The sequence below is a fragment of the Carnobacterium jeotgali MS3 genome (assembly GCF_000745125.1).
Lineage (GTDB): Bacteria > Bacillota > Bacilli > Lactobacillales > Carnobacteriaceae > Carnobacterium_B > Carnobacterium_B jeotgali.
In genome coordinates this window covers 554,461-568,034 of the sequence record NZ_JQNF01000005.1, presented here as the reverse complement: position 1 = coordinate 568,034, position 13,574 = coordinate 554,461, and the positions used below count along the sequence as shown (strand labels likewise).

Here is a 13,574-nt window from a genome sequence, read left to right as displayed (position 1 = left end):
AAAAAGAACAAACGTTCGTATAATGGAATGAAAGGAGGGGTTCTTATGTCATTCAATTATGCTAAAGAAAGAAGCGATGATATTTTTTGTATTGACGTTAAATCTTTTTATGCGTCTGTGGAATGTGTTGAACGTGGCTTACATCCTCTAAAAGCTCTATTAGTTGTTATGAGTAACGCAGATAAACCCGGTGGCATCGTGTTAGCTGCTTCGCCAATGGCTAAAAAAGTATTAGGTATTCGAAACGTTACTAGGAAATGGGAAATCCCTTATCACCCGGATTTGGTTATCGTACCACCTAGAATGAGCTATTATATTAAAAAGAATACTGAAATCAACGATATTTTTCGTAAATACGTTTCTGATGAAGATCTACATATTTATAGTATCGACGAATCGTTTATTTCTGTCCGAGGAAGTCTAAAACTGTTCAAAAAGAAAAGTGCTTATGAACTGGCTAGAATGATTCAATACCATATTTTTAAGAAGACCGGTCTATACGTAACGATTGGCATTGGCGACAATATGCTGATGGCTAAACTAGCTTTAGACAATGGGGCCAAATATAATTCAGAATTGATTGCGGAGTGGCGTTACGAGGACGTTACGAAAACAGTTTGGAAAATCGAAAACATGACAGACATGTGGGGCATTGGAAGTCGAACAGAACGACGATTAAATAGTTTAGGCATTAAGACAGTCTATGACTTAGCACACGCAAATTTCTATCAATTGAGAGATTCAATGGGCTTGATTGGTGAACAACTTTATGCTAATGCTTGGGGTATCGACCGTAGCGATATTAGAGACTCCTATCGTCCTTTAGAAAAAAGTTATGGCAACTCTCAAATTCTCAAAAAAGACTATTTTAAAAGACAGGAAATCAAAATTGTTATTCGTGAAATGGCTGAACAAGTTGCTACCCGAATTAGAAAGCATCATTGTCAAACAGGATGTGTCAGTCTTTCTGTTAGTTACTCTAAGTATGAGGAAAAAGATGGTTTTTCGCGCCAATTAAAGATACCAAGTACTTCTAATACAAAAAAATTAGTTGAATACTGCTTTGAAATCTTTAATAAGTATTACGAGGATGACAAATCCGTCCGGCGCATAGGAATTACCTATTCAAAATTATCCTATACGAGTGATATTCAATTGGATCTATTTGAAAATCCGACTGAACAAATTACAAATGAAAAATTAGATTTACTAGTCGATAAAATAAGAGATAAATATGGTTTTCAATCATTAGTACATGCTAGTAGTCTTATGGATGGCGCAACAGCTATTAATCGTAGTTCTCTTGTTGGTGGTCATGCTGGTGGAATGGAGGGCATAAAATGAACTATTTAAATGAGGAATACCATGATCGTGGTATTAAAAAATGGGCAGGATTTTATTTGTCAGAACATACAGCTGCTCAAGAAAATTTAACGGCGGAGATGAAGAAAGTCAATCCACAAAAAAAACAGATGGATTCTGAAGAAATTACGTCAGTAATAAATGAAGCTATCCTAAAGAATAAATCCGTTGCTATACAGATTGAAGCGGTAGACCAAAATGGATATTACAAAGATGATGTCATTGGTCTAGTTATTGGCGGAGATGAATTAGGTATTTATGTAAATGATACAAAAATTGATTTTGATGAGATTCACAACATTCAATTTGTTAGTTTAAAAAAATGGACTAATCTTACTAATGACATTTAATAATAAAATGGAGGGGAACTCATGAATACTGCTATTATTACGGGGAAGATTGATTCAGATATTAAAGTAATCAATACAAAAAACAACACACCTTTCTGTAGATTCACTCTACTTTCGGATGGTCGCAAGTTTAATTGTTTGATTACTGGAAAGAAAGCTTTTGGTTTTATGTATAAGATAAAACTTGGTTCAGAAATTACGATTGAATCAGTCATTAACGATCGCAATCAATTAGTGGTTCAAAAATTCAAACTATTAAGCCCACCTAATTACTTTGGACAGGTATTTGATTATAAAGGTCACCGAATGCCACACAAAAAGGTTATGTTTTAAGGTTTATTCTTATTATTGTTACTATCTAAATAGGTCAACAATTTCAATAAGTTAATCCGCCCATTATTTTTAATACAAGTTTGGTAGTTGCCTAATCAATTTAAGCAATAGATTCATCGATTGTCCTGCATATCAGGTGTAGGGCAATTTTCTATTTTATTGTACGTATTATTATAATGTATTTCCTTTACCTTTCATTACACCAATAAACTGATTTAACATGCCTAGCATACATAAAAAAGACCCCAGAAAGGAGTCTTAAAAATTATTTCACTTTATAAATAACTGTTGTAAGTAAAATATGTGGTTCAGTCAGAACTTGAGTGACTGAAACAATTTCTCCTTCATTTTCACTTACTTCTCCTAACAATACTTCTAAATCATTTTGTACGGTTTCACGACCTTCGAATTCTCCCAAGGGATTACTCGCAACAGTTAAAACTCGATAGTTCACCATTTGTTATCCCTCCTTTCTAATACACATATTATAACAGAAAACGTTTCCAACACTATACAGATAGCTCATAAATTTTTGACTGTTTTATGAACTTCAGTCAAATGCTTAACCTTTTATCTTACATAATTCAATTTCTACTTTATCTGCAAATAACTGAACCAAACTATTTTAATTTTTACTCTTAAACCCTATGTAATTAAAAGTCATCAAAAAAGTCCACGATCTTTTTAACAAAGATACTCAAAGTGGACAAAATTTTGGATAATAAACGCGTTGTTTTAAAGAAGTTGTTTAGCTGATTCAATCGTGATTTCAAGTAATTTATTAATAAAAGAGTATTCTTTTTTCATTTGTTCAAATTCGGCGCCGCAATCTGTGAAACGCGCTTTACCTTCAACTAAAAAACCGGTTCCTTGATAATTATTGAATCCCTCTACTTCACGACTTCCTAATGTTAAAATCACTTTATCATTTTTAGAAACATCATTTTGAGTGCTGGTAAATCCTGCAATGGGGATTAAAATACGTTCATCCTCTGTAATACGAATATATGAATTCCAAGTGCATCTAACATTTGGTTGATCCCCACTTCCCCATGAAGTTATGGATACAACTCCCTCATTTTTACTTACCTCAATAAATTTTTCGCTTAACATATTTTGCCTCCTCTTAATATCTTGCTATAATAGTTCATGGCTGCTTGAAGCGAGCGTACATTATAAATTACACAAACTAGATAAGCAGAAATCCAACATATTGATTGTAGTATATATTCTCTAATATCCAATTGATTTAAATCAATTATTTTCAGCAGTTGAAATGTAAGAAACGGATGCGTAACTAAAATGAAAATAATCATAAAAAATGAATTGTCTGTTGTTTGAGTTTACTTTTGACAGGACCATCTATTGCTAAAGAAAAAAGCTAAACTAAGCAATAAAAGACGTTAATCTTATTTAAGCAATGTCCTCACAAATTAATGAGGTAGTCCCTTTTTCTCCATTACTGCAAAGTAATTATTCTCGCTGTTTGCAAAATTGAATACTCTCCTTGAAGGTATATCCATTATTTCTCCAACTGTAACATTTTGCTTTTCTCTGCATCCTTTGTTGGAGCAATAAATTGTAAATACCCACACACCTGTATCTAACTTTTATTTTTTAGATACACAAAATCCTTTTATAATGCTAAAATAAATTACATAAAACACGTTATATAAATGCAGTGGAATTTATTTTATGGAGGCTATTTAGTGGATAACTTTATTTTATTTATAAACTTTATACTATTCATTGCTATACTAATTTATTTGATTCGATCTTTATTAGCCTTTATCAAGGATAGAAACAATAAATATCAGTGGATCCATCCGCTAAGTTATTCATTTTTTTTCATTTATTTCGCACTTTTAAGTACTGATTCAGATTGGTTATTTTACGCCGGTTGGCTATTAATGGTTTTTTCATTTTTTATCGATCATATCGCTAATAAATATAAAAAAGGGGTAAATGTGTTTAATCCGTCTGATACCTCTAAGAAAAAAGCTATATTATACAAAGTTACTCTATACATATTTCCAGTAGTGATTCTACTTATAATTTCACTTTATTTTATAATTCCTCAAAAATATTAAAAGCAATCAGACTTTTCTGTCTTTATTTTTAAAATGGAGCATTATTTATATACATACTTTAAACAAGTTACCCGCTGACCTAGTGTAATTCTTTTCTATTTATTTTAATAATCAGTTTAGTACGTAAAACAAAAAAATGGAGGAATTAAAATGACTGTAGGAAATAAATCAATGTTGCAGATTAAAAATGGACGAGAAAAAATTGGCGTTAACTTTACTGGTTTAACAGAAATAATACAAAACGAAGAAGGTTTAATCTTTTTCAATAAAAAAGAACCTATTTATTTTGAATTGCTTGAATATGCTTTTGATGGTGCTGTTTACAATACTGTTGTTGAATCAAAACAAAATGGGCTATCCGTTACTAAAGAAAAAAATAAATCTAAAAAAAAAGCTCAATTAAGGAAGATTGTTGGAGGAGCTATTTTAGGAACAATGTTATTTCCAGGTATAGGTACATTAGCAGGTGCATATGTAGGAGGAAAAAATAGAAATAAGAAAAAAGAGAAAAACAATTCAGTTACCGAAGATAGTTATCGGGTTATTAAAACTCAGAAACGAGTAGAAGTTCCTAGCACAGCTATGTTGAAATTAAAAAACATAACCACTTCAGAAAAATTCAGCATCCAAATCGTTTGTGATTCTTCTAAAAATGCTCAATTAATAAACTTTAAAATTAAAAATCCTACACCTACCTCTCTTGTAGATATTTCTAAAAGTAATGTTGAACAAATAAAAGAATACAAAGAGCTTTTAGATTTAGATATCATTAACCAAGAAGAATTCAACAAAAAGAAAGTAGAAATATTAAATCTATGATAAAGCTAAGAATTTAATATTTCTTAGCTTTATCCAAAAAAGAACTGCTATTATAGCAGTTCTTTTTTGGAAATTATTATAAAAATTAACTAGCTCCTACAATCAATATATAGTGACTGCTATGAAGTAGAGTTAAAATTCGTTAGCATCTTCTTAGATTACTTTTTTTGTTATAATAACGCTTTGTAACATAATGTTTCTTTACAAACAAATAAACCTTCCGATAAGAATAATATAAATTTATTCTTATCGGAGGGTTTACATTTACTGCCATTATTTTATTGAGATTAAATCCGTATAAATTTTTTTAGTCTATCATCGATTTTACAATCAATTTTAATTTGGTCAATCTACCAACCTCAAAAAATTTTCTATTGTTTCCACTCCTCTTAACTGAATCCTTTTCAAGTAAATCAAATAAAACGGATGTACTACACTGAAATCACTTAACGGAATCTTTTTTAAGATGCCGTTTTTCAGTTCTTCTTCAACAGCTTTCTGATACACAAAAGTAATACCTAAATTTTTTTCGACCAGTTTTTTTATTGCACCAATACTCCCAATCGTCATAACTTTTGAAAAGCTGTCTAAATGGATTCCTTTGTTTTTTATGGCTGTTTCGAAAATAAGCCGTGATCCAGATCCCTCTTCACGCACCAAAATCGTCGTAGAAAACAAGTCATTAACGCTTTGAGCTTGTTTCCATAAAGAGCATTTTTCGGAACAGACAGCGATAAATGGTTCCTCAGCAATCTTTTGAAATTCAAATACAGATTGATTGAATTCTCCTTCTACAAGTGCAAAATCAATTTTCCCATGTTCCAAAAGTTCAATCAAGTGCTGAGTGTTGTCCGTTACCATCGTAATATCATGTGTTGGATATTGATTTAAATACGACTCAATGAGGTCCGGCATCATATATTCCCCAATCGTCAAAGAAGCTCCAAATGTAAGAGTAGTGTGTTCTACAGTAGAGACCAATTGTTTTTGCACTTTAGAGATCTCTCTTTGCAGCAAATAAAGATCCTTTTGCAGTTGCTTGCCTTTAGCGGTTAAGGAAAGTTGTCTGTTTTCATAGTGAATCAGTTCGACCCCTAATTCCTGCTGCAAATACTGGATGTGTTGAGTGACAGCAGGTTGAGTAATATGCAGTCTTTTGGCTGTTGCTGTGTAACTCATTTCTTCTGTCAGCGTAAGAAATGTTTGGTATCGGTAATCTAGCATCTCAAACATCCCCTTCATAAGATTATCTTATGAATATATAATAAATGATTATTTTATTTTATACAAATTATCTTATATTATAATCCTATAAATAAAGATTGGAGGAGGTTTAATATGTATACTCAAATGAAAAATAATCGTTCCATCTTGCCTGGTTTAATGATTAGCGTCATAATTTCATTCATTAGTCAGTATTTAACCAATCTTATACCGAACATAGGTGCAGCATTGATTGCCATTTTTTTAGGAATCCTTCTAGGAAATACCTTTTTGAACAAACCATATTTAAAAAGAGGAACTAAATTTTCTGAAAAAGCACTCTTAGAGTGGTCAATTGTGTTAAATGGGATGATTTTAGATTTTCAGATCATCAAGCAAGTTGGTCCTACCGGGTTTATCTTTGTAATTTTTCAAATGATTTTGACGATATTATTTGCTTATTGGATCGGTCGAACTATGAAGTTCAATAAAAAGATGTCTTTATTAATGGGTGCGGGTAACGCAGTATGTGGCTCTTCTGCTATTGGGACCGTTTCTCCAGTAATTGAAGCTGATAAGAAAGACAAAGCCATGTCTATTACTATAGTCAATGTCATCGGTACGATATTGATGGTCTTATTGCCTATCCTCTCTTCTGTTCTGTATCAAAATGAAGTCGTTCAAACATCTTCACTCATCGGAGGAACGGTCCAATCTATAGGACAGGTCGTTGCTTCAGCAAAGCTGGTCAGCGTCGACGTAACCAATTTGTCCATTGTCTTTAAACTCATGAGAGTTCTCCTCATTGTTGGTGTAGCCTTGTGTTTCAGCAAATTAAATACCCAAGAGGAAGAATCGCTATTTTCTAAAACGACTACTCGCTCAACTTCTGAAGTGAAAAAGAATTCTAGCCTAATGACTGTTCCTTGGTTTATTATCGGCTTCTTCTTGTTGTTCTTACTTAGAAGCTTTCTACCTTTGCCTTCCCTGATGATCCACAGCTCGGAAGTCATCAGCAATCAATTTGAGATTACTGCTTTAGCTGCAATTGGATTACAGGTCAAGTTCTCAGATATCTTAAAAGAAGGACCTCGAACGATGTTGTACGGTTTACTGATTGGCTTCTTCCAAATCGTATTGGCTGTTGTATTAATTACTTGGCTGTTCTGATAGAATCATTTAGGAGATAGAAAAAGTCGTTTTACATCACTGTTTCCAGTAGTTAGTTGCACATAGAGAAATACTTTAAAAAAAGGAGAGCATAGGAATGAAACAAGAAACTATCTTAAGAAAAATGATACCTGATGATTATGATTCTATTTTGGATTTAGTGATTAACACTTGGGATTATCGGTCATGGGTCCCAAACGATTTAGTAGCTCCAATGGCCGATTTTTTTCTAAGTGATTTATTACTAGAATCAGATGATGTTTTTGTTGCTCAAATAGGTGACGACATAGTTGGGATCGTAGCATCCGGATTAGTAGACCAAACCAATATTCAGAAAATCAGTACTAGGAAGAATATTTCTTCATTGGAAAAATTTTTACGCATTACTGAACCTGATTCGATCTTTTTAAAATACATTCAGACGTTGGAAATCAATGAATTTTTTTTAGAAAAAAGCCAGAAAAATTATGATGCCGGTTTAAATTTGCTTATCGTGAAAGAAGAATTTAAAGGATTGGGTATTGGGGGACTGCTGTATAATCATTTTTATAATTACCTTAAACAACATCAAGCAGAAAACTTCTATTTGTTTACCGACAATTCTTCTGATTATCAATACTATGAACACAAGGGTCTATCCCGCGTAGCTGAGAAAAAATATTATTGGGAACCAGGAAATAATGATACCTTAGAAATTTACTATCTATATGAAGGAACACTAAACTTATCCGACTAAACGAATTAACCGTTCCAGTTCAAAGTTTATTTTATGAATATATGAATGACATACAAGCAGTTGAGTTGATTCGTCATCTACAACTTTCTTATTCTCCACATGTGTTCGATCGAATATTTTTTTACCTCATAGCGTTAATTTTTCGTAACCTTCGATTTCCATATAAATTCCTCTTGCATTCATATAGCTTGTTCCATTTGCGTACCCTTAATATAACAATAATCCGGCCATTCCGAAATTTATACGCATGTGAACAAAAAAGCCCAGAACCACAAAGGGTTCTGAGCTCATTTCATTGTTAAATTATCGTTCGTCCATAAACGCTTTTGCTGTATATTGGGCTTGCTGAATCGTTTGCCCGGCATCATTATTCTCATGTTGTGTTCCACCAATTAATAGACCGAGGAAGAATAAATTATCCATACGTCCATATTGTTGGTTAAGCACACGACACTGTGGCCAATCGACTAAGATAAATTTCCCATTCACATGCGGCATAATTAAGCGGCGATGGAACAGATTTTTAATTAACTCAGAGTGTTTAGTCAGTATTTCAATATTGTTTATAAAACCTGTTGCGTTAACGACAATATCAGCTTCGGCTTCGCTATCCTCCGTCACAAATTGGAAGCGTCCATTTTCTAAAACATTTACTTCTTTTAAACCAGCAACGGTTTCTACTTTACCCGCATCGATTAATTCAAATAACCACTGATAGCTGTAGTAAGGTACTTTCGTTTTGAAAAACAACATAATCTGATAATAGTTTTTCATATACTCTTGTTGGTCTTCACCTGACAATGCATTATATAAATGCGGAAGATTTGGAACAGAATTAGCCGCGTATTTCTGAACAGCTGCCAATTCCTGGTCTTTCATATCAAATGCTTTGCGGAAAACGTCTAGCGTTCCTGATTTATAACGATTGTAAACTACCATAGCTTAGCATTCTCTTGTTTTAAATCATCTTTAATCGTATCGAGTATGACTTGGAGCGGAATAAACCCACCGTGTACTTCTTTTTGTTCTTCCACCCAATTTTTTGTTAAGTGATAGGTAAAATCATCCTTCTCATAAGGAATAGCTACACAGTAGAACGGTTCTTTTAAATCATAAAATGTTAGAGGTTGCTCTAATTCATAATTAGACATGAAGAAACGCATCAAGTCAACACCTGTAGCACCACTTCCAACAACTGAAATCTTTTGATTATTGTCAAAATTTGCTAGTTTTTCTTTCATTGGGTAAGGGTTATGAATATAATTTTCAGTCCCTTTTAAATCATAGAAATCATTGTATTCAGGATGTCCAACTGAAAAGAATACCGCATCATAGACACTATCTTGCCAGCCGTCTTCCGTTTTAATACGGTACACAAAATTGCCGTCTTGTGTGTCATCTGCTGGTTCTTTTGTTGCAGCATCTAGCACTTCAACGTCAACAACAGTATTTTGAACGTGGTGTACTTGTTCGTGCGTATAGAATGGGGAAAAGCGCTCCACTAAATATTTTCCATAATGTGGTCGTGAAACGAGTTGCTCAAAATTCGTTGGTTCTTTAAAATGACTTTCTAACCATTCCGTAAAATCTAATTCATTATTTTCATCCACACTCAAAACATCCGAAGAGGTGTTTAACATAATTGATTCGTCGTCAGTTGGTTCATAAGGTAAACCTGAGCCTAGAGACTGACGGGGTTCATAGACATCAATTAAGTCATCCGCTTGGAAATTCGGATGGGTTATTAAACTTTTTAATACATTGGAACCAGAAATTCCAGCTCCTACAATAGCAATATCCATTGTTATCCTCCTGTAACTACAAAACTAATCCATCTAATTATACCTGAATAGTTCATACTTTTAAATATCAAGTTATTTTAGTCGTTATTTTTCAATTTCGGATCTGTTTATCGAAATTAAAATGTTTTTATCGATTTTCAAAGCTAAAGAAATTTTTTAGTCTCATCCACGAATTTTGATTTTGGTTCAAAACATATGGTACGCAAGAAATTAACCACACTTTATGCCAAGAGACTAAAAAAACAGCGTGAGTACGTTGCCTCACGCTGCCTAAATCAGATTATATTTTTAACTAAATTTAGCTCATCCACACCATTTGACGAAAAGCCAATTTATTTTGGTAAGCAAATGGTAGGCAAATCATTAAATCAAGTCATAAAATCCCCAATAAAAACACTGTTATATCAACGATTTATTCGTCGTCCATCTTAAGTACAGACATAAACGCTTCTTGAGGTACTTCAACTGATCCGACTTGTTTCATACGTTTTTTACCAGCTTTTTGTTTCTTCAATAGTTTTTGACGACGGGTTACGTCACCACCATATAATTTAGCTGTAACATCTTTACGCAAGGCTTTGATGTTTGAACGTGCAACAATTTTTTGTCCGATTGCTGCTTGAACTGGAATTTCGAATTGATGTCTTGGAATGATCGTCTTCAATTGATCAACAATGGCTTTACCACGGTTGAAAGCAAAGTCTTTATGGACGATAAATCCTAAAGCATCTACTTTTTCACCGTTCAATAGAATATCCATCTTAGAAAGAGCGCTCTTCTTATAGCCAATCATTTCGTAATCTAAAGAAGCATATCCTTTAGTACTTGATTTTAATTTATCAAAGAAATCATAAACGATTTCTGATAATGGAATTTCATAAACCACGTTTACACGGTTATCATCCATGTAATCCATTGTTAAGAAGTCACCACGTTTGCGTTGTGAAATTTCCATAACTGCACCAACGTAATCATTCGGAACCATGATTGTTGCTTTAACGTAAGGTTCTTCGATTGATTCAATTACACCTGGCTCAGGCATTTCAGCCGGGTTAGCTACGATTTGTTGCGTACCATCTGTTAAGTTAGCGTGGTAAATAACGGATGGAGCTGTTGTAATCAAATCTAAGTTAAATTCACGTTCAAGACGTTCTTGAATAACGTCCATGTGTAAAAGTCCTAAGAACCCACAACGATACCCAAATCCAAGCGCTTGAGACGTTTCAGCTTCGAATTGTAGAGCTGCATCATTTAATTGTAACTTGTCTAAAGCGTCTCTTAAATCGCCATAACGAGATGAATCAATTGGGTACATTCCACAATAAACCATTGGCGTCATTTTGCGGTAGCCTTCTAATGATTCTTCAGCAGGATTGTTTGCTAATGTGATTGTATCCCCAACTCGCGTATCTTGAACGGTTTTGATATTAGCTGTAACGTATCCAACGTCACCAACCATCAAGAAATCACGTTTGATCGGTTTAGGTGAGAAGATGCCCACTTCAGCTACTTCAAATGTTTTTCCGTTACTCATCATTTTCATGGTATCTCCAGGTTTGATCATCCCTTCCATCACACGAATATTCAATACTACTCCACGATAAGCATCGTAAGCTGAGTCAAATATTAAAGCTTTCAAAGGACTGTCAGTATCACCAACTGGAGCAGGAACTCTTTCAACGATTTGTTCTAAGATATCTTCGATTCCAATACCAGCTTTAGCGCTCGCTAAAACGGCATCGCTTGCATCGATTCCAATTACATCTTCAATCTCAGCACGAACACGTTCTGGATCTGCAGCTGGTAAATCTATTTTGTTGATAACCGGAATAATCTCAAGATCGTTGTCTAACGCAAGATAAACGTTTGCCAATGTTTGGGCTTCAATTCCTTGGGCTGCATCTACAACCAGAATAGCTCCTTCACAGGCTGCTAAACTTCTTGAAACTTCATACGTGAAATCGACGTGACCTGGTGTGTCAATCAAGTGTAACGTATATGTTTCGCCATCTTTTGCCGTATAGTTCAATTCAATCGCATTTAGTTTAATGGTGATGCCTCGTTCACGTTCAAGATCCATAGAATCCAATAATTGTGCTTGCATGTCACGATCAGCGACCGTGTGCGTCATTTGTAAAATACGATCGGCTAATGTTGATTTTCCATGGTCAATATGGGCAATAATGGAAAAATTCCGAATGCGTTTTTGTCTTTCCAGTAATTCTTGTTTATTCATTTAGTCGTGCCTACCTTCATTATTTATTCCGAAAAAGTGTCACTGTAAATTATACCAGTGAAACCCTTGAATTACAATGGATTAGAGCGAAACGAACGTTTAAACTAAAAAAGAAAACCTAAGCAGTTATACTTAGGTTTTCTTTTCAGTTTAACTAAGGCTCACACTTATTTAAAGAAATCGGTTCATTTCTTTTTCTTATCTGCTTTAAAGGCATCTTTTACTTTATCAAAAATAGAACCGTCTTGTTCGTCAACGTCCATACCACTTGCTTTAGCAAATTGTCTCAACAATTCTGTTTGTTCTTTTGATAAGTTTTTTGGTGTAACCAGTTTAATTTTTACGTGTTGATCTCCAGTACCAGTACCACGTAATTTAGGAGCACCTTTGCCTCTCAAGCGGAAGTTCGTTCCAGTTTGCGTTCCAGCAGGTATTTTAAGTTTAACATTACCGTGAACAGTTGGAACTTCGACTTCATCTCCTAAAGTAGCTTGGACAAAATTGATTGGCAATTCATAATAAATTTCTGATCCATTACGTTCAAATTCTCTGCTAGCTTTCACACGGAAAACAACATATAAATCACCGTATGGTCCGCCATTCTTGCCGGCTTCACCTTGACCATTTAAGCGCATTTGATTGCCGTCTTCAACACCTGCAGGGACAGTCACTTTAACTGTATGTTTGTCTTTCATATGTCCAGAACCATGACAAGTTGGACAAGACTCTTTAATTTCTTTACCAGTACCATGACAAACATCACACGTTTGACGAGTCATTACGCGACCAAGCGGAGTATTTCGTTCAACATTTAATGAACCTGTACCACGACATTTAGAACACGTTACAGGATGAGTACCAGGTTTAGCACCATCTCCATGACACGTTTTACATTCTTCTTCACGATTGTAGCTGATGGTCGTTTCTTTTCCGAAAATAGCTTCTTCAAATTCAAGATTTACTGAATACTGTAAATCTTCCCCTTGACGAGGTGCGTTTGGATTTTGTGAACGACCACCGCCACCAAAGAAAGATTCAAAGATATCTTCAAATCCGCCGCCACCGAAACCACCACCAAAGCCTCCGCCGCCGAAACCGCCGCCTGCTCCAAAGTTTGGATCTGTACTTGCATGGCCATATTGGTCATAAGCAGCGCGTTTATTCGCATCGCTTAATACTTCATAGGCTTCTGCAACTTCTTTAAATTTATCTTCTGCCCCAGCTTCTTTGTTGATGTCTGGATGGAACTTTTTTGATAATTTTCGGTAAGCCTTTTTTATTTCATCGTCAGAAGCACCTTTTGATACTCCTAACACTTCGTATAAGTCTCTTTTAGCCATAATTTCCCTCCATCGTTACGTGACAATTTTATAATAAATCTTTAAATTCGCCTTAATGAGCATAGCATATCTAGAAGAAAAAGCCAAAAGCAATTTGCCTTGGCTTTCCTCTTCCATCCTCTAGTTATAAAGA

At 34.3% G+C, this 13,574-nt stretch carries 13 protein-coding genes; 6 read left to right on the top strand and 7 right to left on the bottom strand.

Features of this window, described 5'->3' with window-relative positions; translation table 11 throughout:
- Window positions 1-45 precede the first annotated feature (45 nt).
- From BP18_RS05180 to BP18_RS05170, 3 genes are read left to right on the top strand one after another with little or no spacing between them, the layout of a single operon-like run.
- The gene (locus BP18_RS05180) at window positions 46-1,344 is read left to right on the top strand and encodes a Y-family DNA polymerase (protein ID WP_029278324.1); all 1,299 of its coding nucleotides are present in this window, start codon (window positions 46-48) and stop codon (window positions 1,342-1,344) included.
- Complete coding sequence (locus tag BP18_RS05175) at window positions 1,341-1,712, top strand: hypothetical protein (RefSeq protein WP_007724484.1); 372 nt, start codon at window positions 1,341-1,343, stop codon at window positions 1,710-1,712. Before BP18_RS05180 ends, BP18_RS05175 begins: the two co-directional genes overlap by 4 nt.
- A gap of 21 nt (window positions 1,713-1,733) precedes the next feature.
- Window positions 1,734-2,045 carry a hypothetical protein gene (locus BP18_RS05170; protein ID WP_029278326.1) on the top strand — a complete coding sequence of 104 codons (312 nt, stop codon included), beginning with the start codon at window positions 1,734-1,736 and terminating at the stop codon, window positions 2,043-2,045.
- A gap of 265 nt (window positions 2,046-2,310) precedes the next feature.
- Here the strand turns inward: BP18_RS05170 and BP18_RS05165 are convergent, their stop codons facing one another.
- Entirely contained in the window at window positions 2,311-2,502 is a 192-nt protein-coding gene (locus BP18_RS05165) for a hypothetical protein (protein WP_007724488.1), read from the bottom strand.
- Window positions 2,503-2,780: 278 nt separating this feature from the next.
- A complete protein-coding gene (locus BP18_RS05160) occupies window positions 2,781-3,158 on the bottom strand; it encodes a pyridoxamine 5'-phosphate oxidase family protein (RefSeq protein WP_007724491.1) in 378 nt (125 codons plus the stop codon).
- A 1,127-nt stretch (window positions 3,159-4,285) separates the two neighbouring features.
- On the opposite strand from BP18_RS05160, the gene BP18_RS05150 reads away from it, so the two are divergent.
- The gene (locus BP18_RS05150) at window positions 4,286-4,954 is read left to right on the top strand and encodes an SHOCT domain-containing protein (RefSeq protein WP_007724496.1); all 669 of its coding nucleotides are present in this window, start codon (window positions 4,286-4,288) and stop codon (window positions 4,952-4,954) included.
- A 345-nt stretch (window positions 4,955-5,299) separates the two neighbouring features.
- On the opposite strand, the gene BP18_RS05145 is transcribed toward BP18_RS05150, so the two are convergent.
- Window positions 5,300-6,178 carry a LysR family transcriptional regulator gene (locus BP18_RS05145; RefSeq protein ID WP_231549435.1) on the bottom strand — a complete coding sequence of 293 codons (879 nt, stop codon included), beginning with the start codon at window positions 6,176-6,178 and terminating at the stop codon, window positions 5,300-5,302.
- Window positions 6,179-6,292: 114 nt separating this feature from the next.
- Between BP18_RS05145 and BP18_RS05140 the strand changes: the two genes are divergently transcribed.
- Together BP18_RS05140 and BP18_RS05135 are read left to right on the top strand one after the other, a co-directional pair.
- Window positions 6,293-7,327: a YeiH family protein gene (locus tag BP18_RS05140; protein WP_029278330.1), complete on the top strand. Its 1,035-nt coding sequence runs from the start codon at window positions 6,293-6,295 to the stop codon at window positions 7,325-7,327.
- Window positions 7,328-7,424: 97 nt separating this feature from the next.
- A complete protein-coding gene (locus tag BP18_RS05135; protein ID WP_029278333.1) occupies window positions 7,425-8,063 on the top strand; it encodes a GNAT family N-acetyltransferase in 639 nt (212 codons plus the stop codon).
- Between the two features lie 303 nt (window positions 8,064-8,366).
- Here BP18_RS05135 and BP18_RS12795 read toward each other — a convergent pair whose 3' ends face one another.
- The 4 genes from BP18_RS12795 to dnaJ all read right to left on the bottom strand — a co-directional run bounded on the left by BP18_RS12795 (window position 8,367) and on the right by dnaJ (window position 13,444).
- Window positions 8,367-9,002, bottom strand: a complete 636-nt coding sequence (locus BP18_RS12795; RefSeq protein WP_231549434.1) for an FAD/NAD(P)-binding protein — start codon at window positions 9,000-9,002, stop codon at window positions 8,367-8,369.
- Window positions 8,996-9,865 (bottom strand): FAD/NAD(P)-binding protein, encoded by an 870-nt coding sequence (locus BP18_RS12790; protein WP_231549433.1) that lies wholly within the window; start codon window positions 9,863-9,865, stop codon window positions 8,996-8,998. The genes BP18_RS12795 and BP18_RS12790 overlap by 7 nt, the downstream gene beginning before the upstream one ends.
- A gap of 412 nt (window positions 9,866-10,277) precedes the next feature.
- The gene (gene lepA, locus BP18_RS05125; RefSeq protein ID WP_007724512.1) at window positions 10,278-12,101 is read right to left on the bottom strand and encodes a translation elongation factor 4; all 1,824 of its coding nucleotides are present in this window, start codon (window positions 12,099-12,101) and stop codon (window positions 10,278-10,280) included.
- Window positions 12,102-12,286: 185 nt separating this feature from the next.
- Complete coding sequence (gene dnaJ, locus BP18_RS05120) at window positions 12,287-13,444, bottom strand: molecular chaperone DnaJ (RefSeq protein WP_155860447.1); 1,158 nt, start codon at window positions 13,442-13,444, stop codon at window positions 12,287-12,289.
- Between the last annotated feature and the right edge of the window lie 130 nt (window positions 13,445-13,574).